Raw genomic sequence first — 26125 nt, forward strand, 5'->3', positions numbered from 1 at the left:
CCTGCTATGAGTATGTTTCCCAAAAGTGCATTTGGCCAAACGGTGTTTTTGGTAGCAGCATTATTGCTGATCAACCAAGTTGTATCGTATATCACGGTGAGCCTTTATGTCGTTAAGCCCACTATCGAGCAAGTTAATCTGATTTTAGCCAAGCAGATCAAAACCGTGTTTATTGATTGGGAAGATGGCGTTGAGATCAGCGATGAAGTATCGAATAAGTTTTTTGAAATAACCGGTATCGAAGTTATGACCCAGCGCCAAGCAATGAGCGAAGGTCTTGGTCAAACTCGTGAGTATTCAATGCTATCACGCAGTATGTCTGAGCAGCTAAATGGCTCGGCCCGAGTGCGCATAAGTCAAACAGATCCGCTCGTGTACTGGGTTGAAGCACCACAAGCACCGGGTTACTGGGTTAAAGTGCCGCTTACTGGCTTTCAAGAAAATAACCTCGAATTTTTAACTTTCTATTTATCCAGTATCGGTTTTTTAAGTGTGCTTGGCGGCTGGTTGTTTGCCCGTCACTTAAACCGGCCATTAAAGGCATTACAACAAGCGGCAGTAAAAGTGGGGGTTGGAGATTTTTCCACTAAGCTTGAAGAGCATGGCTCAACTGAAGTGATTGAAGTAACTCGCGCGTTTAATCAGATGTCGCGGGGTATTGCAGCGCTTGAAAACGACCGCCGATTATTGATGGCGGGTGTCTCACATGACTTACGTACGCCACTAACACGAATTCGCCTCGCTACCGAAATGATGTCGGATGAAGAAGATTACCTGCGAGAAGGGATCATCTACGACATTGAAGATATGAATGCCATTATTGATCAATTTATTGAGTATTTACGCCACCACAAACGTGAAGAGCTCGCGCTTGAAGATCTTAATGCGATTGTTTCAGAAGTGGTGCACTCAGAGCAAAAACATCAACGCACCATCACTTTTACTGAAAACCCTAGCATTGGCAATATTCCTTTAAGCATGGTGGCAATTAAGCGAGTTGTTACCAATATGATTGAAAATGCTATTCGTTATTCAGATGGCGATATTGAGGTTGAAACGGCGATTAGCAGCGATAAAAAATACGCTGTGGTGATGGTAAATGATCATGGCCCAGGTATTCCTGAGAGTGAACTAGAAACTGTATTTGAACCGTTTAAACAAGGTGACGCAGCCAGAGGCAGTGAAGGCAGCGGCTTAGGTTTGGCGATCATAAAGCGCATAATTGATATGCACGGCGGTAAAGTTAAACTTGTTAATCGCCCAGAAGGTGGTTTAAGTGCACAAGTTTTTCTCCTTTTGGTTTAAGTAATCTGAAGCAATGTTCAGTCTGTTAGTATAGGAGTTATAAGCAGAATGGAAGATGATAAATTTAATAAATTAAGGCGGCTATTGGATAAAGGTAAGTGGCATTATATCTTTGTACACGGCATGCTAGGCTGGGGTGTTTCGACAGCTATTTTATTTTCGCTACTACAAGCTTTTTTAGGTGAAGTTGCTTTTTTAGATGTAATGGTATTTTCTCTAATCATGTTCCCAATAGGAGGTTTGTTTTGGGGGCTTTATATGTGGTCTTACTTTGTTAGACTATATACTAAATCACTAAAAGAACGTAATTCAGCATTACCTTAGTCTAGGTAGTTGGTTATCTCTATCAGTTACTTTTTTACTTTTGCAATGATGAAGTTAAAAGTGCGATTTTCAATCGCACTTTTAACTTATCGATAATGTAGAGATCTTTACTTCAAACTTTTAAAGTGCTTTAAATCTAATCGCTGTACCACCGCTGGTGGCAAGGTTGAGAGTTAGCTTATCAGCCGCCGTAACAACGCGTGTTTCTATTGTTAAATCGTATGGGTTATTTTTCCACTCGGCTTTATCGCCATCACGATAAATCTGCGCTGCAAACTTTTTGCCTTTATCTAAAAAGTCGAGCTTTACTTCAAGTGTACGTGCTTGTCCGTCGGTCACTGCACCTAAGTACCAATCGTTACCTGAGTAGCCATCGCGTTTACGCTCTTTACGAGCAAATACTACAAAGTCACCAACTTCACCATCGAGAGCAATACTTTGCTGCCAATCGGTAGGTACGTCTTGAATAAACTGAAAAGCATCAGGCTTAGCTAAATAATTACGCGGTAAGTCAGCGGCCATTTGAATTGGGCTATACATCACTACATATAAAGCAAGTTGCTTGGCTAGTGTGGTTTGTGGTCGGTTGGTATCTGCACCTAACCCGTTAAAACTCATATCAAAAATACCCGGAGTGAAATCCATCGGCCCTGCCAGCATACGCGTAAAAGCGAGCATTGGAATATGCTCAGGTGGGTTTGGCGGTGTGCCCCAGGCATTAAACTCTTGGCCGCGAGCACCTTCACGAGCAATCCAATTTGGATAAGTACGGCGCAGGCCGGTATCCTTTATTGGTTCATGGGTGTTAATGCTAATTTTATGTTTAGCAGCGAGTTTTATGCTGTGTAGGTATTCGTTCACCATAAACTGGCCGTCATGCCATTCTTTTCGGATAATACCGTTTTCATCAATACGTTTGATGTTACCACCATCTGCTACATAGCCCGTTTTTACTTGGCTGACGTTAGATTTTTCGTACAGTGCGTAGGCGTCTTCCATTTGCTCGCGGTAGTTGGTTACGTTGCCTGAGGTTTCGTGGTGGCCGATTAGCTGTACGCCCTTTTCTTTGCCATAGCGAGTAAGCTCTGCAATATCAAAATCATCGTAAGGTTTAGTAAAGCTAAATACATCACCGTTGAAGAACCAGTCGCCATCCCAGCCAATATTCCAACCTTCAACTAATACGCCATCAAAACCGTATGTAGCCGCAAAATCCATGTATCGCTTGGTTTCTTTGGTGGTTGCGCCATGTTTTTCACCGCTGCCCCAAGTGTTCTCATTGATGTGCATTCCCCACCAAATACCGACATATTTACCCGGTTTAACCCAAGACACATCGCCGAGTTTGTTTGGTTCGTTAAGGTTTAAAATAATATCTGAGTTGATCAAATCAACGGCTTTCTCGCCAATTTGAATGGTGCGCCACGGTGTATTAAACGCGCCGTGTTTTTTAACCGCAATGCCATCAGACCAAGGCGTTAAATCGGCTTGTAGAGTACCTGGGCGGCGTTGATTTAATACCATCCCCGCGTAATCAACCAGTGCTGCTTCGTGAATGCTCACATGCACACCATCAGCATTTTTAAATGTAAATGGTGTGTGCACTAGCGCAGCTTGTTGTAGTGGGGTGGTGTTATAAACATATTCATAACGGTTCCAGCCACGCGCAGGGATCCACCAGGCAGTGGCTTTATCAGCACCCGCAATGGCAAATTCGGTAAGCTCTTTGGTTATTTCGATGTTTTCAAACCCTGCCTGTTTAGGTACTTCGTAGCGAAAACCTACGCCATCATCAAAAGCTCTAAAGCGAACTGTGTAAGTACCGGCGTGAGGGGCTGCTTTACTAAAGGTAACGGCGATTTCGTTATGCTGGTCAATAATTGTTGCTCTCTCACCCCAAGGCTGTTGCCATTGACTGTCATGTTGAGCGTTTTTTACGTCGATTATTTTGAAGCCTTCAGCAAAGGCGGCTTGTTGTTTAAATTCAAAGCCAAGAGAAGAGTTTTCAATAACATGTTTGCCGTTAAAGCTAATTTTATAGCTTGGCATAGCTTGCTGATCCGAAATGGTTATTTTTATATTTCCGTTCGGGGATTGAATCGTCGCGTCTTTAGCAAAGCAAGCACTTGAAAATCCAAGTAGAAGTAGCAAAGGTAATCGCATAGCTGTTCCTTGAGGTGTAACCTAATTGAATCATTTAGCATAAAGCGCAAGCGCCTTGATTACGAGATGGCTGCATACGTATTCAATTTATTAGTTGGCCAAGTTTTAGCTAAATATGCAAAATAAAATTAACAAAGTATTAATTGAATCGGTCTATAATGAATAAAGTCAAATAATAAGACATTCAGATGAGCAAACTATTTATCGCTACTTTATTTATTTTTATGATGAATAAAAGTCATGCTGTAACCATCACCATTAATGGTCAAAACCAGCAGCCACTTGCGAATGCGGTGGTGTGGCTAACTGCGACAGATAATTCTCTATCAACCTTGCCAGTGAGCTCGCCATTTACTATGACGCAAAAAGAGCGGCAGTTTACTCCTCATATTTTAGTGGTACCGAAAAATGCACAGGTTGAGTTTCCCAATGCGGGTTCTATCATGCATCACGTTTACTCTTTTTCAAGCGCCAAATCATTTGAATTAAAGCTGTATCGTGAACAACCGCAAGCCCCGATCCGCTTTGAGCAAACTGGGGTCGTTGAGCTAGGTTGTAATATTCATGATTGGATGTTGGGTTATATTGTGGTGGTTGATAGTCCATTTTATGGCGTTACCAATAACCAAGGGCAAATTGAACTGACTCCAGATCACGGCGAGTTTAAGTTTAATGTATGGCATGAAGGATTCAGTGATATTAGTCAAACAGAGAGCAAAACTATCACCCTAAGCAGCGCAGCGATTGTCTATCAAATAGGACAATCTATCGTTCCTCGTATTACGATTGGTGTTGATGAATTTGATGACTATGAATAAAACCATTTTGGCTTTTAATCTACTGGGATTAGCGTTCAGTTTAAATGCGGTTGCACAGGTTAAAGGTTTACTACAGTTGAGTGCAGTAAAAGGTGATCCACAATTGAGTTGGCAGCAAGGTGGAGTTGGACTGTACCGGTATGACACTGATAATGATGGTATTGTGATCTCCCAAGGTTTGCTTGATTTCAGAGTCGATTTAAGTACCAGTTGGTCGGCACATGGGGTTATTAATACCTACCAAGATCCGCAGGCGACGTTAGGTTTTAGCCAAGCTTATTTCCAGTATCAACCACTCACAGCAAGTAATTATAAATGGCATGTACGCGTTGGTGCTTTTTACCCGCAGTTGTCATTAGAAAACCCCGATATAGGTTGGCTCTCGCCTTATAATTATACTAACTCTGCAATAAACTCATGGGTAGGCGAAGAAATACGTACCTTAGGCGTAGAGGCAACCATTAAGCGTCCTGGTCGAAGCTTTAATAGTGCCCATAGCTTTAGCTTTGTGGGCGCGAGTTTTAAAGGCAATGATCCGGCTGGAACGTTACTTTCATGGCGTGGATTTGCATTACATGACCGTCAAACGACTCTCAATGAAAGTATCTCTTTTGCACAGATTGCATCTTTCAATACACCACAATTGCAGCATCAAGCAAACCAGGTTTTGCCCTTTGAAGAGGTTGATGGACGGTTTGGTTATTACTTGGGAATGCATTGGGATTACTTAAAAAAATCACAATTTCGCTTTTATTATTTTGATAATAATGGCGATCCGACTGCACTTAATTATGCTACAGGTCAATATGCATGGGATACGCGCTTTGCCAGTGCAGCTTGGCTTTATAAATTTACAGCTCAAACCCGCTTAATAGTGCAAGCTATGTCTGGTAAAACGGCAATGGGCAAAAATCGTGGTGTTAACAATGATTTTTACAGCCATTTTGCATTACTTAGCCATAAAACCGAAAAACACCGGATCTCTGTACGGTATGATTTTTTTGAGGTAACTGATCATGATGATTGGGCGTTTGATCCAAACGCTAGTCATGGTGAAGGTATAACTGCAACTTGGCGCTATCAATTAACCCCGCAATGGCAATTGGGCATTGAAGGTTCTGCGTTACATAGTCAGGCCGATAATCGTGAGGCGATGGGGGTTGCTAAAAAGTTATCGCAACAGCAGCTGAGCTTAAATGTGCAGTGGCGCTATTAATGGTAATTTTTTTGCATTTGAACTACCTTTAAATATCGATTGATACTGAATTTTTAGGTAAAGGTGAGGCATGAAATTACAGAGTATTCGTATTAAAAGCTCCGTTCCAATTGTACTACTTGGGGTTGCAATAATTGTGCTGATCACAGGTTACACATATTTAATTAATCTACAAAAAGCGGCTTTAGATGCACAATCTGAGCGGTTTCTAAATGCAATTTCAGTAGTCGTTAATGGCGATCGCGATCTCTATCAAGCCAAAGTAGCAGAGTTACATCTAGTTACTAATAAAATAGGCAGTAAAGAAGAGCGACAAGAACATCAAGAAAATGCCGAGCAAGTGGCTGAAAGATTTAAGCTATATTTACAGTATTTATCAGCTTATCCAGAAGTTACAGCGCAATTTACAAATTTTAACCGCGCTTTTGATAACTGGCTGTCGGCATCAAATGCATATATTAATGATCCACAAAATCAGCAAAAGAGCCTTCAAGCTGATACAGAATACGCGGCACTACGTGACATTTTAGATAAAGCCGGTGAGCAAGCCGAACTAACATCTAAAAACGAAAAGCAAAAACTGCTTGAAAAAATCACCACCACCAAAGGATTTTTATTGATTATGGTAGTAGTGTTGTTAGCTATCTCTGGTTGGTTTAGTTATAGCATTCCGCGGCAATTAACGAAGCAAATGAATTATGTGACTGCGCGAATCAACGATATCGCCTCAGGTGATGGCGATTTAACCGGGCGAATAGCAGTGAAAAGCAAGGATGAGTTTACTGAGTTAGCCACGGCATTTAATCGTTTTTTAGATAACCTACAACAGCTTATACGAGATATTTTAGAGCAGGCAAAAGAGCTAAATCACTTAGGTGTTGATCTCAATCAATTTGCTAATCAAAATAATCAGATCAACCAAAAGCTCAGCCAAGCATCTGAGTCTATCGTCAGTGCGGTGCATGAAATGAGTGTCGCTAGTCGCGAAGTCGCTAATGTGGCGCAGCAGTCATCTAAAGAAGCCGATAATTCACAACAACTAGCTAAACAGGGGTTGACGGCGGTGGCTAATTCGAGTGATAAAATAGTCGCGTTATCTGACAACATGGAACACGCGAGTAATAAATCAACCGAGCTACAGCAAAGCTCTGATAATATCGCCAAAGTACTCGAGGTGATCCGTGCAATTGCAGAGCAAACTAATTTACTTGCGTTGAACGCTGCTATTGAAGCTGCAAGAGCGGGAGAGCAAGGTCGAGGCTTTGCGGTGGTGGCTGATGAAGTCCGGACTTTGGCAACTCGCACCCAAGAAAGTACTAATGATATACAAAAAATGGTGGAACAATTTGCCAATAGCGTAGAACAGTCGTTAACGGCAATTAATGGTGGTAAGCGCTTCGCTGATGAAGCGGTAAGCTCATTTACGCAAACTAATGATGTGCTAAATGCTATGCAGCAATCATCAATAAAAGTGAATGATATGGCGATGCAAACAGCGCAAGCAACCGATGAGCAAACCGCGGTTGCTGAAGAAATTAGCCATAATTTATCGTCCTTAAATGACCAAACTATGCAAGGTGGCGAACTTGCGCGTTCCACCGAGGAAGTGGCTGTAAGAATGAATCAATTAACCGATGAGCTGAATCGGTTGGTACAACGTTTTAAAGTTTAGCCCAAAGCAGCACATACAGTGACAGGCCATAAAAAAGGGTTCGCATGAACCCTTTTTTAGATCAATCAAATATACAAAGTTTACTGTTTAGCAAAAGCACGCTTCATATAATTAGGAGTTGCCAGTGCGCCGTGATGAATACCGCTGTTATAGTATTCAGTACCTTGGGCAAGCTCTGCGGCCGCATCTTCTCTAAAGCCTGCGAAAGGTTCATCTTTACGCGCGAGTGTCACTGACCATAAACCACTTGGGTAAATCGGCTGTGGGAATGGCAGAGTTTGTAAGTCTTTAAAGCCAACGTCTGTCATTGCATCGCGCATTTCTACTAATAATGGCATGTGCATAAGTGGTGATTCACTTTGTTGCACCATAATGCCGCCAGTGCGCAGGGCGTTTAAGCAGCTAGTGTAAAATGCATGGTTGAATAAACCTTCACCTGGGCCTACCGGGTCTGTGCCATCAACAATTACTACATCAATTGAATCAGCAGCAAGCTCACGCATATATTTAATACCATCGTCAAACATTACTGTAGCGCGTGGATCTTGGTTTGCTTCACATAATTCAGGGAAGTATTTTAATGACATTTGTGTCACTACTTCGTCGATATCGATTTGGGTAACAGACTCAACGTCAGGATGCTTAAGCACTTCACGTAAAGTACCACAATCACCACCACCAATAATCACTACATTTTTTGGGTTTGGATGAGCAAGCAATGCTGGGTGGCTGATCATTTCATGGTAAAAAAAGTTTTCGCGACTACTTACCATAGTACAACCATCAATAATCATTAGGTTGCCAAAGTCAGTAGTTTCATACATTTCAACCTTTTGAAAAGGTGATTGCTGCTCTTCTAACTTTTTGTTGATGCGCAGAGAAAACGCACTGCCGTCACGTTCACTGATTTCGGTAAACCATTTACTTTGATCTAAATTTGCCATGTCGCTAGTTACACTTTTGAGTTGAGTATGAAAAAGGGGCAATTCTGCCAGTGCTTGGCGTTTTGCTCAATGAAATTTTAACCAGTATAGCGAATATTTTATCCTTGCTTTGGTTTAAAGGTCATTTTTTGTTAGCGTAGGGAGTTATGACGTATTAAAATACGCGATTCCGCCAAACAGTTAACTATAGAAGAATTTGCCATGACCTGGGGTTTAGATACAGCACGCTCTACATATAACGTCGCACATTGGAGCGATGGTTACTTTGATATCAATAGCCAAGGTGAACTTGTTGCCTATCCGGATGGCGATCAAACTAAAGCCGCTATTTCATTAACCGAGTTGACTGAGCAATTCAAAAAACAAGGGTTAACCTTACCTGTATTGGTGCGTTTTACCGATATTTTGCAAAATCGGGTTGATACTCTAACCAGTGCATTTAGCAGTGCCCGCAATGCGCGTGCTTATCAAGGGCAATATACTTGCGTTTACCCGATTAAAGTAAACCAACAACGTTCAGTGGTCAGCAAGCTATTAGCACACCCGAGTGGCTTGGTGGGTTTAGAGGCTGGCTCTAAACCTGAATTAATGGCAATTTTGGGTGTCGCGAAGCAACCGATCACGATTGTGTGTAATGGCTATAAAGACAGTGAGTTTTTACGTTTAGCTTGCATTGGCCAAGCAATGGGTCACAAAGTAAAAATTGTGGTTGAAAAACTCTCCGAATTAACAACCTTATTAGCTGAAATTGAAGATTTAGGCATAGAACCCGCTATTGGTATTCGTATCCGTTTAAATTCAGTGGGTAAAGGCAAGTGGCAAAATACCGGTGGCGAAAAAGGTAAATTTGGCTTAACGGCTGGGCAAGTGTTAACTGCCGTTGAAGTACTTAAACAACATAACAAGCTGCATTTAATGCAAATGGTGCATTTTCATATTGGTTCGCAAATTGCCAATATTCGCGATATTCACCGTGCTTTACGTGAATGTTCACGTCACTTTGCCGAATTAAGCCAATTAGGTGTGCCACTTAATACGGTGGATGTTGGTGGTGGTTTAGGTGTTGATTACGAAGGTTCTGGTTCACGTAGTGCCTGTTCGATGAATTACACGGTTGAAGAATATGCCCGTAATGTAGTTAATGCGTTTGCAGAAGTCTGTGAGCAGCATGAGCTTCCGCATCCAGCGATTATTACAGAATCAGGTCGTGCACTCACTGCGCACCACGCAGTGTTGATCACTGATGTTATTGACGTAGAACAAGCACCTAATCACAGTAACCCAAGTGCGCCTGCGCCAAATAGTGCCTTAGTACTTGATGAGATGTGGCAATGTTTGCAGCGTTTAAACCCACGTATGGCACTGGAAATTTATCACGATGCGATGCATTTATTTAGCGAAGCACATGATCAATACGTTCATGGTTTAGTCAGCATGTTGGAGTGGGCAAAAATAGAGCAGCTTTATTTTACTATTTTGCATCGTGTTCGAGCTTCATTAAGCAATGCCCGTGCGCACCGTGAAGTGCTTGATGACCTAAACGAAAAATTGGCAGATAAACTGTTTGTGAATTTTTCATTATTTCAGTCATTGCCAGATGTCTGGGGGATTCAACAGTTATTTCCGGTAATGCCGATTGAAAACCTTGATAAGCCGCTAACACAACGCGCCATTATTCAAGATATTACCTGTGATTCTGATGGTCAAATTCGTGAATATGTTGAGGGCGCAGGGATTGAAACCAGCTTACCTATCCCACAATATATACCAGGGCAGCAATACCACATTGCCATGTTTATGGTAGGGGCGTACCAAGAGATATTAGGAGATCTGCATAACTTATTTGGTGATACTGATTCTGTGCACGTTGAACTCACCGAGCAAGGCTACCAGCTTACTAATGCGATTAAGGGGGATAGCGTTAAGGATGTATTAAAGTTTGTTGATTATGATAGCGATATTTTTTCGGATAACTTTGCTACCACAGTACAGCAGTTAGCTATTAGCGAACCTGTTAAGCAGCAATATTTAGCGGAGCTAAATGCGGGCCTTGAAGGGTATACCTATTTTGAAGATTAATTGCGATATTGCGTATTGCGTTATAAATTGCCGTACAGTTTTAATGAAAGGAATTAAGTAGTAATGTCTTTGCTCCGTTGTATTTTTAGCATCTTTTTTTACACCATAAATACGATAATTTGGTTTGTGCCAATTTTGATCTGCGGCTTAATAAAGTTAATCCCGTTCAAGCCACTGCAAAAAGCAATGAGCTGGATAGCTAAAAAGTGTGCCAGTATTTGGGTGTCTTGCAATTCAATTAATCAAAATATTTTTACCCCTCATCAGCTAAACGTAACTGGGCTTGAAGAAATAAAGCTAAAAGATTGGTATTTGGTTATTGCCAATCACCAAAGTTGGGTTGATATTTTGGTGATGCAACGTGTACTTAATCGTCGTATTCCATTTTTAAACTTCTTTTTAAAAAAAGAGCTAATCTATGTGCCGTTTTTAGGCTTAGCGTGGTGGGCACTGGACTTCCCATTTATGACTCGCACCAGTAAAAGCCAGCTTAAAAAGAACCCAAAACTGCGTGGTAAAGATTTAGAAACGACACGTAAAGCCTGTGAAAAATTTAAAGAAATGCCAGTCAGTATTGTTAACTTTGTCGAAGGTACACGCTTTACAACACAAAAACACGCCCGTCAAAACAGCCCGTTTCCGCATTTATTGAAGCCAAAAGCGGGTGGTGTGGCATTTGTCATGCAAGCTATGGGTGAGCAAATTTCAAAAGTAGTGAATGTCACTATTCAGTATCCAGATGGCATACCAACTTTTGTTGATTTTGCCAGTGGTCGAGTAAAGCAGATCAACGTGCATGTTGAGGTAATACCGGTAAGTGAAGAATTAATTGGCGATTACAGCGGGGACTCTGAGTTTAGAATACGTTTTCAATCAGAGTTAAACCGTTTATGGCAAGAGAAAGAGCAGCAGCTCACTAAGCTTGAACAAAACGTTAAGTCACAGCAACAAACGTGATCAGCGCAGAGACTAATAGCTAAGCAAATCAGCACAACATTATAAATGTGTGGCTGTTACAGTGTGAAGCAACGAGCAAGGTAGTTAAAATGACAGTTATTCAGCATCACGCAGCAAGGAATTAAATTACCATGACGACTCCAACTCATTTACAGCAGCTTGTGCAACCTTGGTTTGAAGGGGTGCCTGATACGGCGTTGTTTAGCTCTTTGACCGCTACCGCGATCGGGGTGTTCTCACTGCTAGTTGTGTATTTATTTACCCGTCGCTTAATGTTGCCTGGCATTCAAAAAGTGGCCACTAAACTATCCCCTGAGCGAATTGGGGTATTGGCGCCAATGCTGACTAAGCTCAATCGCCGCTTTGCAGGAATGCTCTGTTGCGTATTATTCTTGGCAACTTTTGACAGTGTTTACCCCGTTGGTGAATTTGCCGCTGAGGTATTTAAAACGATTGGTCAAACGCTGCTGATTATTCATGTTGGTTTTATCATTAGTAGTATCGTCAGTATTGCGGGTGGTATTTATAACCAGCTGGAATTTGCCCGTGAAGTGCCAATTCAAGGTTTAATTCAAGTTGTTAAATTAATTACTTTTATGATCTGCGCAATCTTGATTGTGAGTATTGTACTGGAAAAATCGCCGACTTATATTCTCTCTGGTTTTGGTGCTATTGCAGCGGTTACCTTATTGGTATTTAAAGACACTATTTTAGGCTTTGTCGCCAGTATTCAAATAGCCGCCAACCGGTTAGTAACCTACGGTGACTGGATCCAAGTAGATAATTACGGCGCAGATGGTGAGGTTATTGATTTAGGTTTAAACACCGTAAAAGTACGTAACTGGGATAACACCATTACGACCATTCCGACTTATATGCTGGTGGCAGGCTCATTCAAAAACTGGCGAGGTATGCAAGAGTCGGGGGGACGTCGTATTAAGCGTTCACTCAACATTGATATGAACAGTATTCGTTTAGCTGACGATGAGCTTACCAATAGCATTGCTCAAACTATCGCGTTACAAGAGTATATTAAAATGAATATGCTACCTGATCCGGTATCAAACCTAGGGTTGTTTCGCCGTTATGCTGAAGGGTATTTAAAGCAGCACAGTAAAATAAACACGTCACTGACATTAATGGTACGAGAGTTACAACCGCTAAATCATGGCTTACCGATAGAGTTTTATTGTTTTAGTGAAGATAAACGTTGGATATCGTATGAGCACTTACAAGCAGAGATCATGGATCATTTACTTGCAGTGCTGCCTATTTTTGACTTGCGTGCTTATCAAAGTGTCAGTGGGCAATTTAGTCCTGCGGCGATTACTCCAACCGGTATTAAGCCCACGATTAAAGTGGCAAATAATACTGAAGCAGACCCACACTAATAAAGGCAATTAACAGCCACCAAATTGGTGGCTTTGCCAGTCTTAGCCATGCAAAAGCAGCCGCAACAATTACAATGTGCCAAATATTGTGAACGGCTGATGTCCAAATCGGTGAATACAGTGCTGCTGCTAAAAATCCCACTACAGCCGCATTAAGCGCGGCAATACTGCTCGCAAAGCGCGGTCTTTGTGCTAATTGTAACCAGCTTTTTTGAAATGCTAACATCAATAAAAATCCTGGGGTGAAAATTAGCAAGGTGGCAATCACTGCCCCCATTAATGGCTGATTATTATTGAGTTCAGCACCGAGGTAAGTTGCAATGGTAAACATCGGTCCCGGCACGGCTTGCGCACTCGCGTAGGCACTTAAAAATTGCTCGGTTGGTAAACTTGGTAAGCCAGCTTGTAAAACCGGCAATACCACATGACCGCCGCCAAATACCATAGCTCCCGCTTGATAAAAAGGTGCAAAAGCCGAAAATTGAGAACCTAATGGTACGAAACTAATCAGCAATAACAGCGCAAATAATATTAAGGCGGGCCAATTTATAGCGAGGCTTTGGCTCTCACTAGAGGCTTCATCTGGGGCTAGTTTGAGCAAAGGATAAAAAGCGCCAATTACCGCTGCAATAACGAGTACTAAAATTTGGCTGCTTAAGTTAGGAACTAATATCAGCACTGAAGTACTCAATACGGCAAGCGCTTTGAGAGCCCAGCTGGTACAAAAACTTTTTGCCATGCTGAGCGTTGCATCAGCGACGATCACCACAGCAAACAATTTTAAACCGGCAATAATTGCGAAATAAATAGCGTCAAATTGATGGGCGCTGATGGCGAGCAACGCCATGATCAAAAATGAAGGTAAGGTAAAGCCAATAAATGCAGCAATGCCACCGAATACCCCAGCACGTTCTACACCAATTGCGAAGCCAACCTGACTTGAGCCAGGCCCAGGCAAAGCTTGACTAAGGCTGATCAGTTGCGCATAACGCTGAGCATTGAGCCATTGTAAGTTATCAACAAAGTGGCGTTTAAAATAACCTAGGTGTGCCGCAGGCCCACCAAAGCTCATGCAACCGAGTAAAAAAAACTGCTTAAAAATAGCTAGTAACATGAATTCTCTCATTTCTTATTTCTATAACAGCTAAGTATGACAAAATTTCGTGACAATTTTATGGTTTTTAATCTTTGTACCTGTCTACAATGTAAAAAAGGCTTTGTTAAAGTTAAGTAGTTATGCGATTTATTGTTTATATTTTTATAGTTTTTGCCTTTGTAAACTACGCCTATGCTGCAATTCAACCTAATGCGGCTGTGCAAAAAATATCGTTAGCCGTTGATCACGCACCACCGTATAGCCAAATTAATCAAAATGGTGAAGTATCAGGCGCGATTGTTGATATCTTTCAGGAGATGAAAAAGCAACTGCCTTTTAAGTTAGAGCTGGTTGGTTGCCCATTTTCACGTTGTGTAAGAATGTTAGAGCAAGGCGAAGTTAATGCGATGGGCGGTTTGATCCTAACCGCTAAGCGCCAACAAAGGATACAATTTGTAACACCACCTTATATGGTTTTAAGCTCTTCATTTGTATTTTACGCGCGCCAAGATAGTCAATTACAAATCAAAAACTACGATGATTTATATGGTAAGAAAATCGCAGTGATGCGTGGCGCTGCACATTTCAAACGTTTTGATGACGATAAGAAGTTGATTAAAGTGCCTGTTTTGGCTGAGAGTACTGCCATTGAACTGTTATTAAAAGATCGGGCAGATTTAGTTATTGCAGTCGAAGACACCGCAGATCATGCCATGAGCGTGTTAAATCAACCAGCCAATAAATTGCTTAAAATGCAGTATCGTTTTAATGATACAATCTATGGCTACCTTGCGCTAAGTAAGCAGTTTTCAACAACTCTACTTGCGCAACAGATTGAAGTATTAATGAAAACCATGGCGACTAATGGTCAGCTCAATCAAATAATTGCCCCCTATAAGTTGCCGCCACTTAATGAACAAGCGCTGCGCTTTTAACATCTTCTTCATATTTCGTTCATTGCAATTGTTGCATAATAGATGTTAATGAAAGAAATAATAACCAGGAGATACCATGACTTTAACCAAACCATTACTAACGGCAACAATTGTTGGGCTATTACTAACCGGTTGTGAAACCACCAACACAGGTATGGGCGCAGGCATTGGTGCAGCTACCGGTGCTGTGCTTGGTAAGGCAACGGGAGATCATGATGATAAACGTATCTTTATTGGTGCCGCTATTGGTGCGCTAGCAGGCGCAGCTGTTGGTGATTACATGGATAAGCAAGAAGCAGCATTTCGTGATGAACTAGCAGGCTCAGGTGTAGAAGTTGTGCGTGAAGGCGATAACTTACGTTTAGTGATGCCATCAAATATCACTTTTGCGACTGATCAATCGTATATTTCATCAGGGTTTCATAACACTTTAGATGCTATTGCAAAAGTGATGAACAAATATGAAAAAACCTACCTAAGCATCGAAGGTCATACAGATAGCACAGGCAAAGACAGCTACAATATGAACCTATCTGAGCAGCGTGCGCAGAGTGTTAAAAGTTACTTAGTGAATCAGCAAATTCTAGCGGCACGTATTAGTACTCGCGGTTACGGCGAAACTCGCCCAATCGCCAGTAACGACAGTGCCAACGGCCGCGCGCAAAACCGCCGTGTAGAAATTCAAATCGTACCTAATACTGAAGGTTAGTGTTTTATCTCAATCATTTGCTACCTAAGCAAATGATTGAGATTATTTACCGCTTACCGCTTACCGCTTACCGCTTACCGCTTACCGCTTACCGCTTACCGCTTACCGCTTACCGCTTACCGCTTACCGCTTACCGCTTACCGCTTACCGCTTACCGCTTACCGCTTACCGCTTACCGCTTACCGCTTACCGCTTACCGCTTACCGCTTTCAATCCCTATTAAACTGCAACTCACATAATTTTTGATATAGCGGATTTGTCGCTAATAGCTGTTGGTGACTCCCCGTTGCGATGATTTCTCCTTGTTCCATCACTACAATCATATCTGCATGTTTTACTGTGGCGAGGCGATGAGCAATGATCAAGGTGGTTCTGTTTTGCATTAAGTGTTCCAGCGCGGCTTGCACATGATGCTCACTTTGTGCATCAAGGGCGCTGGTTGCTTCATCAAGCAGTAATATTTCAGGATCCTTTAAGATTGCTCGCGCAAGCACAATACGTTGCTTTTGCCCGCCAGATAAACGCACCCCTTGCTCGCCTAAAAAGCTTTCGTAACCATTAGGTAGTTGCGCAATAAACTCATCGGCATGGGCGTGTTTGGCTGCGGAATATACTTGTTCGTCGGTTGCATCTGGGTTGCCATAACGAATGTTATGCATTACATCAGAGCTAAACAATATCGGGTTTTGTGCCACCATGCCCATGCTGTTTCGTAGCGTATTCAGTGAGAGATCTTTTATATCAATGCCATGGAATTTTATAGCGCCAGTGGCAGGGTCGTAAAAACGTTGTAGTAATTCAAATAACGTGGTTTTACCAGCACCAGAAGGGCCTACAATCGCCACCGTTTGCCCTTGTTGAATACTGAGTGATACATTTTTAAGTGCACTAACATCAGGGCGAGACGGGTAGTTAAAGGTAATATTACTGAGCTCTATGGCGGCTAAATCAGTATTGTTGTGTAACTGGTCATCAAGATGTTGTACTGGGTTAACTATTTCGCTTTTTACCGCGAGTAATTCAAGTAGTCTTGCTGCGGCACCCGCCGCGCGTTGCAGCTCGCCATAGACCTCGGCCACCGTTGCTACCGACATTGCTACCATAATGGCATAAAACACAAATGCACCTAACTCACCACCACTCATAGTCCCTGCCAGTACATCACTACCACCGACCCACAGCATCACACTAATGGCGCTAAAGGTTAAAAATATCACCGCTGCAATTAAAAATGAACGTTGTTTAATACGGCTTTTCGCAACCTTAAAGGCTTTTTCGGTTTCAGCGGCAAATGCGGCTTGCTCACGTTGTTCATGACTATAACTTTGCACTACTTTAATATTTTGAATGATCTCACCTGCATAGGTGCTGATATCGGCAATGGCATCTTGGCTAGAGCTGGCAAGTTTGCGCACTTTACGGCCAAATACCATCATTGGCACTAACACCAGCGGCACACAGGCAACTACCACTAAAGTGAGCTTTAAATTAGTAAATAGCAACATGGCTAAACCACCTACCAACATCAGTGCGCTGCGCAGTGCCATGGAAAATGACGAGCCAATGATTGACTGCAATAAAGTGGTGTCGGTTGTTAAGCGCGACATTAATTCGCCGCTGCGGTTCTCTTCAAAATAGCTTGGATGCAAAGTAACTATGCGATCAAATACCGCTTTACGAATATCGTTACTCACGCGTTCACCAATCCACGACATTAAATAAAAGCGACTGAATGTTCCCACTGCGAGTAAGCTAATTAAGCCAATCAGCACTATGATGGCTTGTTTTAACTGTTCTTGGGAGCCTGCAATAAAGCCATGATCGATTACAAATTTAACCCCTTGGCCCAGTGATAAATTAACCCCAGCGGTTACAAGTAGCGCTACAAGCGCCGAAAATACCACCCATTTATAAGGCTTAATAAACTGAAAAATCGGAATTAAACTACTAAAAGCTGCTTTGTCTTTTGGCTCGGCTTTATTGGTGCTCATGCTGGATTCTTTTTGTGCAATAGGGTATAGATATGGTTACTTAAATCATAATTTCAATAACTAACTTCATAACAACTAAGGGACTAACATGGCAACTCATAAAGTAACCGGTGAATTTAACGTTAAACTCAACCCCATTGAAGGCTATGCAAAAGGTATTGATGGCGTAAATTTAGGTCGTATGTCGATTGATAAAACCTTTACTGGGGAGCTTGAGGCGACCAGCACCGGCGAAATGCTCAGTGCCATGACCGCAACTCAAGGTAGTGCCGGTTATGTAGCAATTGAACAAGTGGTTGGTACACTTGCAGGCAAACAGGGCAGTTTTGTACTGCAGCATTTTGGCACTATGGACAAAGGCCAAGATCGTCTAATTTTAGAAGTCGTGCCAGATTCTGGCAGTAATGAACTTGCAGGGCTTAGCGGAAAAATGGCAATTCGCATCGAAGCTGGTATTCATTTTTATGATTTTGAGTATCAACTTTAAAAGGTTATAGCAGTGCAAAAAGTAATAGAATTTTAAAAGACGCGTTTTTTGGTGGCGCAGATATTGAAGCACTTAATGAAAAGATATATCAGTTAAACCAAGATGGCTGGAAAGTCATAAATGTAAGCTCAATCACAGGGTTTTTCGGTGAAGCGAATGGCTATGCTTTGCTCATTGAAAATAACGAGTTGTAGATGACACTATCATTTTGGCTCAGTTTAGTCGCCATTTGTATGATGGGCGCAATGTCACCTGGGCCTAGTTTGGCTGTGGTGTTAAAACACAGTATTCATGGCGGTATGAAGAACGGCATGTTGGCGGCGCTGAGTCATGGTGTGGGGGTCGGTTTTTATGCCACGGCGTCGTTACTTGGCCTCGGCGCATTTATGATGCAATTTCCCACTGTGTATCAAGTACTGGTGTATTTAGGCGCCGCGTATTTAGCTTATTTAGGGATTAAAATACTACTTGCAAAGCCAAGCGATGGTGAGCTCCAAGTGGCTCAGCAAAGTGGTAGCGCTCAACAGGCTTTGCAAGATGGTTTTGCTATCGCATTTTTGAACCCTAAACTCGCTGTATTCTTTTTAGCCTTGTTCTCACAGTTTATTGACCCTGTAAACTTAACTTTTCAGGTTGGTATGATCATGTGTTTAACCGTGTTGTTGATTGATACCGGCTGGTATTTGCTTGTTGCAGCCTTGACAGAGCTTTCAAAAAAGCGTTTTGCTTTTACTAAATCATCCCCTTGGCTTGATAAAATATTAGCGGTGGTTTTTATAGGGTTGGCAATAAGAGTGGTGCTTATGGTGTAGTTTATTCAATTTTAGCAATCCTTACCGCTTACCTTAAAAACTGTTTTAGTAATTTTTAATGCTCCTGTGAAATAACGACGTGTGGCTGACTTTTCCTTTTAGTTGGTCGATATATTTTACGCTATCCACATGATCGCAGCACTTCATGACTAAGTTCCTTTCCTTGCTAGCTATTGCCCTTGCTGGTGCATACGTATTCATCACACTTAATTTACTATTTGGTTACACTTTATTGGTTTTATTTTATCCACAAATTAAAAATAAACAGCACACAATTATAAAATCAATAGGGTAGGAAACTCATGGGGAAATTCAAACTGAGTGCGTTAATGCTCGCGATGTTTGCAACCTGCAATGCATTGGCTGCGGCTGAAAGTGACGCACCAAACACCGTAAAAAAACCACAACTAGAAGAAGACCTTGAAGTCATTGAAGTGCGTGGCTTTAGTCGTAGTTTAATCCAATCACTTAATCAAAAGCGCTTTACCGATACGGTATCAGAGCAGTTGTCGGCGGATGATTTAGGCGCTTTGCCTGATGTATCTATGGCTGATGCGCTGACACGACTGCCGGGGATCTCTGCGGTACGAACCGGTGGCCAAGCGGCAGAAATCAATATTCGCGGTATGTCCGGTGGCTTTGTATTTTCAACTTTGAATGGTCGCGAGCAAGTATCAACTAGCGGCAGTCGCAGTATTGAGTTTGATCAATACCCGTCTGAGTTGATCAGCTCAGCTGCGGTGTATAAATCACCAAAGGCGTCATTAATTGAAGGCGGCGTGGCAGGTACGGTAGAGCTGCAAACAGCCAGCCCGCTTAATAATGATCAGCAACACAAGTTTGTGGTTAACGCCAGAGGTATGTACAACGACCGAGCGTCAGAGGTGAACGATGCCACTGAGTTTGGCGATCGCATCAGCTTTTCCTATCAAGGTAAGTATCTTGACGATACTTTAGGTGTCGCCCTTGGCTATGCACGGTTATTTCAACCAAGCGTAGCAACACAATTTATTGGCCAGGCCTATAACGATCATAAAGATGTCGACGGTGTTGCTAATGATACTAATGGCCCTGAAGTAAAACCAGAAAACGAATATATCAGCGAAGGCTTTGAGCTCCAGCATTTAGGGGGTGAAGAAACCCGTAACGGTTATATGGCGGCGATTGAGTGGGTGCCGGTGGATAATTTTAAATTAAAAGGAGACGTGTTTTTATCACGCTTTGATACTGAGTCATTTGCCCGTGGTTTACGAGTAAAGTTAGGCGGCCCAACGGCCACTTATACAAACGCTCAGCTAGAGGGTAATTCAGTGGTTGGCGCCTCTGTTAATCGTACTTCAAAAGGCTACACTCGCGTTGAAATTCTGAATGATGATAATCAAGATTTTGATGAAGTAGACAGCTACGGTGTTAACGCCGATTGGCAAGTGACAGAGCGCTTAAACGTTAATGTTGATGTGTCGTTGTCACGGGCTAAAAGTAATTTCCGCAATGGCTTATTGTGGGCGCTAGTTGCCGAAGATGCTACAGCGCAAGAGCCGGTGTTAGATAAAAACGTATCTATAAACTACAAACTTAATGGGCTTAATTTACCAGATGTAGGCTTTAATCAAGCCGCTGCATTTAGTGATATCGACCGGGTAATGGTCAGTAAGTACGGTATTTACCCTTATCAAAATGAAGATGAAGTAAAAGCTTATCGCCTTGATTTTAAATACGAGTTGGATAACAGCTGGTTTAGCTCTGTGGAATTTGGTGCGCGTTATTCAGATCGCGAATACAGCAACAATCGTTCGGTGTTTGAATACGGCAATGACGGTGATTTCTCAGCAACTGAGCCGCCACTGCGTTTAACCAATGACATGGTAAATGTTGTTGATTGGGAAGGCAAGTTTAGCTACTTTCCATCCTATTTAGCGATTGATGTAGATAAAGCGCTCAATGCGTGGTTCCCAGAAGGTGCGCCTACACCGGTGACCACCTGGGGTAACGCAGATGGTGTAGTAGATCCACAAGGTTACACCACTAACTACTCGTGGACTATGTTACAAAGTGGTTCGGTATACGAGGAAGTGCTTTCAGCTTACGCCATGCTCAATATTAATACTGAAATTGGCACTATGCCAGTGCTGGGTAATATTGGTATTCGCCGTGTAGATACCGACCAATCGGCCACTATTTTAGAAAACGTTAATGGTGATTTGGCACTGGGTGCGCAAAACATTACCGACAGCATCGGCATCATAAATCAAAATTATTTACCTAATGTACTTGGCACAACGTATACCGATTATCTGCCATCCCTTAATTTAAACTTTCAGCTAACGGATAACACGCAATTACGCTTTGCGGCGGCTAAAGTGATGTCGCGTCCACCGATTAATCGCCTAGCGGGAGATGCCAGTGCACAAGCTGATGAAACTACTGGAAAAATTAACGGATCAAGTACCAATAACCCATTCTTAAAACCATTTTATGCCGACCAATACGATATCTCTTATGAGCATTATTTTGATGAGTCAGATGGTGCGCTAGTGATCGCAGGTTTTTATAAAAACATTGATTCGTTTATCGATACCATCGCCATTGAAGGGTTTGACTTTAAAGGTAACGGTTTTAACGTTCCAGACTATATAGAAAACCCCGTCAGCGGCGAGCAAGTTGCCACAACTAACGGCACTTACACAACGGCGGTAAATAACGCCAATGGTGGTTATATTCGCGGTATTGAACTTGCCTATACGCAAGTATTTTCGTTTTTGCCCGCGCCGTTTGATGGCCTCGGTTTTAACGGGAGCTACTCATACACCGAAAGCGAAGTTGAATCGATTACTAGCTTAGGTGGTGAAACGGTTACACAAGGCTTACCTGGTTTGTCTAAAAACGTGTTAAACGGCACTATATTTTACAGCTTAGATAATTTTGAAACCCGCCTTAATGTGCGTTACCGCTCAGACTTTGTCTCAGAGCAAGTGGCGATCAATGAGCAGGTGGTCAATTTTGATGCTGAGACCGTGGTCGACTTTCAAACCTCTTATCAATTTACTGACTCATTTGGCATGTTGCTGCAGGTTAATAACCTTACCGATGAACCAACCCAAAGTTACTTTGGCAATGAAAATATCACCGGTACTACCCAGTACTTTGGTCGTCAGGTTTATTTAGGTTTTACCTATAGCCACTAATAGCAAATTGGAGCATAAATAATGAATAAAATAACTAAATTGACTCATTTGCTATTAGCGGTGAGCTTAACACTACTGTTTGGCTGTGGTGGCTCAGGCAGTAGCGATGTCAAAGCAGGTCAAGCCTTGTTGACTTGCGATGTACCACAAGTGCCTAACTCAGCAGGCACTCAATGCGTTGACCCAGAGCCTATCTCTTGCGACGCACCGTTATTTCCAGATGCAAATAATGAAAGCTGTACCAGTGGCTATAACCCCGACTTACCAGACCCTGTGGTATTTGCAGGCGAAGGCGAGGCTATTTTATTTTATAAGCGCCCTGAAAATGAAGGGTACGAAGGTTATCGATTACACTCATGGAATACCGACGGCTGTGATGCTTACGCGCCACCGTTTGATGCTACAGAGTGGTCCGATGGTCACGAATACGACGGTATTGATCCTAACTATGGTGCTTACTGGATTGTGGCACTAAGAGACGGTTACACCGAGTGTGCTAATTTTATTATTCATATTGGCACAGAAGGCTCAGGCAAAGCACATGGTGATGTGGATTTAACCATGCCACTGATGCAAGACGACGAGCGTTTTGTGCGTATGAATTTCACCTTTGACGGTGAGCCATCTGTATTTGAATACCCAGTTGCAAGCCTTGGTGAGCGCCCAGTTGCAATTGACGGTGCATCAGCTCACTGGATTGATTTAAATACTGTACTGTATAAGCCAAGTAATAAGCTTACACAAATCATTAAGCTGCATTCATCTGCTGCCGCCGAATTGGTTGTTGATGTTGATACAGGCTTAAATGGTAAAACCGTTGAATTAACGACAACGAGTTTAACCGATGCACAGGCAGCGAAAGTACCGCACTTAACAGATTGGACTGCCTATCAAGGTAATTGGGATGGCGAAACCGCCAAGCAACTCATTAAGCAGCAGTTAGCCGTTGCAGGCTACGATGCTGATGGCAAGCTACTTGAAGCAAGTTTTGTGCAAACCGCCAAAGCGTTGGATGCGCTGTACACGCAAGGCGAAAACGATGCGAATGAAGCCATGCTGGGCGTGCATTATAACAATAATCTCATAGATGTATCCGTATGGGCGCCGACCGCGAATAACATGACGATCAATGTGTTTGACGCTGATAAAACTCAGGTACACAGCAGCGCGATGACCTTTGATAGCAGCACCGGTATTTGGTCTGTGAGCCTAGATAGTAACTATGACCGCCATTACTACCGCTTTGCATTTGATGTTTATCACCCTACTACTCAAGCGATTGAAAGCTTATGGAGCACCGATCCATACTCACTGAATGTATCAAGCAATGGTTTGTACTCACAGTTGATCAACTTAAATGATGACGATACCAAACCACAAGGCTGGGATGAGCGCAGTGTACCAACAATTACCAACCCAGAAGATGCCATTATCTATGAAGGTCATGTCCGTGATTTTAGTATTCGCGATACGTCAGTAAGCGCAGCAAACCAAGGTAAGTATTTAGCATTTACTGAGCTTGAAAGCATCCCTATGCAGCACCTTAAGCAACTAGCTGACAAAGGTTTAACGCATTTTCACTTACTACCAGTCACTGACATTGGCACCATTGAAGAAGATGCTGATAAGCGCGTTGAAATCACTGACACCCTAAGTAAGTTATGTGAGCGAATAGACGATGCCGCCGATGCTTGTAAAATCGAAGATAAAAACAGCATCATTGCTCATTTAATGCAAAGCTACTTTTCTGGTTCTGATGATGCACAAGCACTTGCCAGCGCGATGCGTGATTTAGACGGCTTTAACTGGGGTTACGACCCGCATCATTTTATTGCTCCTGAAGGCTCGTATGCATCAAGTGCTGAAGGCGTTGCCCGTGTTTTAGAAACTCGTGCTATGGTGCAATCACTGCAAGAAATTGGCCTGCGAGTTGCACTTGATGTGGTGTATAACCATACAACGTCATCAGGGATTTGGGAAAAATCAGTCTTCGATAAACTCGTGCCTGGTTATTACCACAGATACAGTGAAATAACGGGCGATATTGAGCGTTCAACCTGTTGTGAAAACACCGCGACTGAACATGTGATGATGGACAAGTTTGTTAGCGATTCACTGGTAATACTTGCTCGTGATTTTGGTTACGACAGCTTCCGTTTTGATGTGATGGGGCACATGCCTAAATCATCAATTTTAGCAGCGCGCGAAGCGGTGCAAGCTGTTGACCCTGACAACTACTTTTATGGCGAAGGCTGGGATTTTGGTGAAGTCGCTAATAACCGCTTGTTCACTCAAGCTAAGCAAGCTGATATGGCAGGCTCTGAAGTTGGCACATTCAATGACCGCATTCGTGAGGCTGTGCGCGGTGGGGCTATGTTTAGCAATAACCCAACCGATGGCAATTTAGCAGACCAAGATACCTTACGTTTATCACTGGCGGGTAATCTACAAAACTATATCCTGAAAGACTTTAAAGGTAATTCGGCAAAAGGTAATAGCTTTAGCTGGAATACACAGCCGACGGCTTATGCTTTAGACCCAGCAGACACCATTAACTACGTATCAAAGCATGATAACGAAACACTGTGGGATCAGTTGCAATATAAGCATGCATCAAGCATGAGTATTGAGCAACGTGTGCGTGCGCACAACATGGCGTTGTCTATTCCACTTATGAGCCAAGGCATTCCGTTTATGCAACTGGGTGCTGATTTACTGCGTTCTAAGTCAATGGATCGTGATAGTTATAATGCCGGTGATTGGTTTAATGCTGTTGATTTAACCAAAGAGAATAATAACTGGAACATTGGTCTACCTAACGCAGAGAAGAACCAAGAAAAATGGTCTGAAATAATGCCTATTTCAGCTAATGCAGATGCACAGGCGATGCCACAAGACATTGCCTATGCAGGTGATGTATTCCAAGAGTTCTTAGCTATCCGTAGCGCAAGCCCGTTATTTAGACTCACCACAGAGCAAGATGTTATTGACCGTGTAGGTTTTCACAATGTTGGTAAAAACCAGCAACATGGTTTGATTGTAATGAGCATTGATGACGGTCAAGGTTTTGCAGATTTAGATAACCAAGTTGACGCGCTCGTAGTAGTAATTAATGCAACTGAGCAAGCGCTTTCACATACAGTACCAACCGCTGCTGGGTTTGAATTACATCCTATTCTTAAAAATGGTGTAGATAGTACCATGGCGGGAGTGAGTTTTAGTGCAAACGAAACTGAAGGCACGTTTAATGTACCTGCTTACACCATGGCTGTGTTTGTTAAACCACAAGGCGAGAGCCAAGGCGCTGGCTTGAGTGCTGATGCAACTGTTGGTGCGCCAGATATCGTCCCTTATGGCAGCACTGAGGTGTATCTTCGTGGTGATTTAAATGAGTGGGGGCTCTCTGATCAATTTGAATATGTTGGCAGTGGCGAGTATCAAATTATGAAGGCGCTGACAGCTGGGGAAAGCTTTGGTTTCAAAGTTGCTTCAGAGAGTTGGGAACTCGTGAATTTTGGTGCTAATTCAGAGCAAGAGGCTGTTGTTCAATTGGGAGTAGAAAAACAACTTAGTTTTAATGGAGCTAATATTAGTTTTACGGCTGACACAGCGGATAACTATTTGTTCTCGTTTAATGCTTCAGATAAAGAAAACCCAACTCTGACAGTGACAAAAATAGGGCCATTTGGAAATGTGTCGTTGTATTTACGTGGCAGTTTAAATGAGGCAGATAGTTTGTGGGGGACAGGCGATCAATTCACATACACAGGTGATGGTTTATATACTTTTTCTAAACAGCTAAGTGCACAAAGTGATGCATATGAGTTTAAAGTTGCTACCAGTGATTGGAGCACTGTCAATTTAGGAGCTGGTGGAGATAGCTCAGAAGTAATATTAGGGAGTGAAACACCTTTAGCGGCTTCTAATAATAACTTGAGCTTGTTAATTGAAACCGAAGGAGAGTATCGCTTTGTGGTTAATGCAAATGATCTCGAAGCGCCTTTTATTATTGTTAACTTACAATAAGCTTTCACTAAGATA

At 42.5% G+C, this 26125-nt stretch carries 19 protein-coding genes; 15 read left to right on the top strand and 4 right to left on the bottom strand.

Features of this window, described 5'->3' with window-relative positions; all coding sequences use genetic code 11:
• The first annotated feature begins 6 nt into the window (after window positions 1-6).
• Both envZ and NDQ71_RS13345 read left to right on the top strand, forming a co-directional pair.
• A complete protein-coding gene (envZ, locus tag NDQ71_RS13340; protein WP_192542479.1) occupies window positions 7-1305 on the top strand; it encodes a two-component system sensor histidine kinase EnvZ in 1299 nt (432 codons plus the stop codon).
• Window positions 1306-1353: 48 nt separating this feature from the next.
• Window positions 1354-1629 (top strand): hypothetical protein, encoded by a 276-nt coding sequence (locus tag NDQ71_RS13345; RefSeq protein WP_192542478.1) that lies wholly within the window; start codon window positions 1354-1356, stop codon window positions 1627-1629.
• Between the two features lie 120 nt (window positions 1630-1749).
• Here NDQ71_RS13345 and NDQ71_RS13350 read toward each other — a convergent pair whose 3' ends face one another.
• Window positions 1750-3792: a glycoside hydrolase family 97 protein gene (locus NDQ71_RS13350; protein WP_301561729.1), complete on the bottom strand. Its 2043-nt coding sequence runs from the start codon at window positions 3790-3792 to the stop codon at window positions 1750-1752.
• Window positions 3793-3980: 188 nt separating this feature from the next.
• On the opposite strand from NDQ71_RS13350, the gene NDQ71_RS13355 reads away from it, so the two are divergent.
• The 3 genes from NDQ71_RS13355 to NDQ71_RS13365 all read left to right on the top strand — a co-directional run bounded on the left by NDQ71_RS13355 (window position 3981) and on the right by NDQ71_RS13365 (window position 7498).
• Window positions 3981-4610 (top strand): methylamine utilization protein, encoded by a 630-nt coding sequence (locus NDQ71_RS13355; RefSeq protein ID WP_192542477.1) that lies wholly within the window; start codon window positions 3981-3983, stop codon window positions 4608-4610.
• Complete coding sequence (locus NDQ71_RS13360) at window positions 4597-5826, top strand: hypothetical protein (RefSeq protein WP_192542488.1); 1230 nt, start codon at window positions 4597-4599, stop codon at window positions 5824-5826. The genes NDQ71_RS13355 and NDQ71_RS13360 overlap by 14 nt, the downstream gene beginning before the upstream one ends.
• Window positions 5827-5896: 70 nt before the next feature.
• Window positions 5897-7498 carry a methyl-accepting chemotaxis protein gene (locus NDQ71_RS13365; protein ID WP_192542476.1) on the top strand — a complete coding sequence of 534 codons (1602 nt, stop codon included), beginning with the start codon at window positions 5897-5899 and terminating at the stop codon, window positions 7496-7498.
• Window positions 7499-7578: 80 nt separating this feature from the next.
• On the opposite strand, the gene speE is transcribed toward NDQ71_RS13365, so the two are convergent.
• A complete protein-coding gene (speE, locus tag NDQ71_RS13370) occupies window positions 7579-8442 on the bottom strand; it encodes a polyamine aminopropyltransferase (protein ID WP_192542475.1) in 864 nt (287 codons plus the stop codon).
• Between the two features lie 201 nt (window positions 8443-8643).
• Between speE and speA the strand changes: the two genes are divergently transcribed.
• From speA to NDQ71_RS13385, 3 genes are all read left to right on the top strand, one after another.
• Entirely contained in the window at window positions 8644-10521 is a 1878-nt protein-coding gene (speA, locus tag NDQ71_RS13375) for a biosynthetic arginine decarboxylase (protein WP_192542474.1), read from the top strand.
• Between the two features lie 63 nt (window positions 10522-10584).
• Window positions 10585-11478: an acyltransferase gene (locus NDQ71_RS13380; protein ID WP_192542473.1), complete on the top strand. Its 894-nt coding sequence runs from the start codon at window positions 10585-10587 to the stop codon at window positions 11476-11478.
• Window positions 11479-11609: 131 nt separating this feature from the next.
• Window positions 11610-12869, top strand: a complete 1260-nt coding sequence (locus NDQ71_RS13385; RefSeq protein ID WP_192542472.1) for a mechanosensitive ion channel family protein — start codon at window positions 11610-11612, stop codon at window positions 12867-12869.
• Here the strand turns inward: NDQ71_RS13385 and chrA are convergent.
• A complete protein-coding gene (chrA, locus tag NDQ71_RS13390; RefSeq protein WP_192542471.1) occupies window positions 12832-13983 on the bottom strand; it encodes a chromate efflux transporter in 1152 nt (383 codons plus the stop codon). The genes NDQ71_RS13385 and chrA overlap by 38 nt on opposite strands.
• 122 nt (window positions 13984-14105) lie before the next feature.
• Here chrA and NDQ71_RS13395 point away from each other — a divergent pair, with 122 nt between their 5' ends.
• From NDQ71_RS13395 to NDQ71_RS13405, 3 genes are all read left to right on the top strand, one after another.
• Window positions 14106-14900, top strand: coding sequence for an ABC transporter substrate-binding protein (locus NDQ71_RS13395; RefSeq protein WP_192542470.1), 795 nt, complete (start codon window positions 14106-14108; stop codon window positions 14898-14900).
• 76 nt (window positions 14901-14976) lie between these two features.
• Window positions 14977-15609, top strand: a complete 633-nt coding sequence (locus NDQ71_RS13400; protein WP_064668498.1) for an OmpA family protein — start codon at window positions 14977-14979, stop codon at window positions 15607-15609.
• Between the two features lie 32 nt (window positions 15610-15641).
• On the top strand, window positions 15642-15848 hold the full coding sequence (locus NDQ71_RS13405; protein ID WP_301561730.1) for a hypothetical protein: 207 nt from the start codon (window positions 15642-15644) through the stop codon (window positions 15846-15848).
• Here the strand turns inward: NDQ71_RS13405 and NDQ71_RS13410 are convergent.
• Window positions 15819-17600: an ABC transporter transmembrane domain-containing protein gene (locus NDQ71_RS13410; protein WP_192543023.1), complete on the bottom strand. Its 1782-nt coding sequence runs from the start codon at window positions 17598-17600 to the stop codon at window positions 15819-15821. The two genes, NDQ71_RS13405 and NDQ71_RS13410, sit on opposite strands and share 30 nt — an antisense overlap.
• A gap of 88 nt (window positions 17601-17688) precedes the next feature.
• On the opposite strand from NDQ71_RS13410, the gene NDQ71_RS13415 reads away from it, so the two are divergent.
• The 4 genes from NDQ71_RS13415 (at window position 17689) to NDQ71_RS13430 (ending at window position 26110) form a co-directional block, all read left to right on the top strand.
• Window positions 17689-18087, top strand: a complete 399-nt coding sequence (locus NDQ71_RS13415) for a DUF3224 domain-containing protein (RefSeq protein WP_192543024.1) — start codon at window positions 17689-17691, stop codon at window positions 18085-18087.
• Window positions 18088-18281: 194 nt separating this feature from the next.
• Entirely contained in the window at window positions 18282-18899 is a 618-nt protein-coding gene (locus tag NDQ71_RS13420; protein WP_192543025.1) for a LysE family translocator, read from the top strand.
• Window positions 18900-19201: 302 nt separating this feature from the next.
• Window positions 19202-22084: a TonB-dependent receptor gene (locus tag NDQ71_RS13425; RefSeq protein WP_301561731.1), complete on the top strand. Its 2883-nt coding sequence runs from the start codon at window positions 19202-19204 to the stop codon at window positions 22082-22084.
• A gap of 21 nt (window positions 22085-22105) precedes the next feature.
• Window positions 22106-26110, top strand: a complete 4005-nt coding sequence (locus NDQ71_RS13430) for an alpha-1,6-glucosidase domain-containing protein (RefSeq protein WP_301561732.1) — start codon at window positions 22106-22108, stop codon at window positions 26108-26110.
• The last annotated feature ends 15 nt before the right edge of the window (window positions 26111-26125 follow it).

This window comes from Pseudoalteromonas sp. KG3 (assembly GCF_030436385.1).
Taxonomy (GTDB): Bacteria; Pseudomonadota; Gammaproteobacteria; order Enterobacterales; family Alteromonadaceae; genus Pseudoalteromonas; species Pseudoalteromonas prydzensis.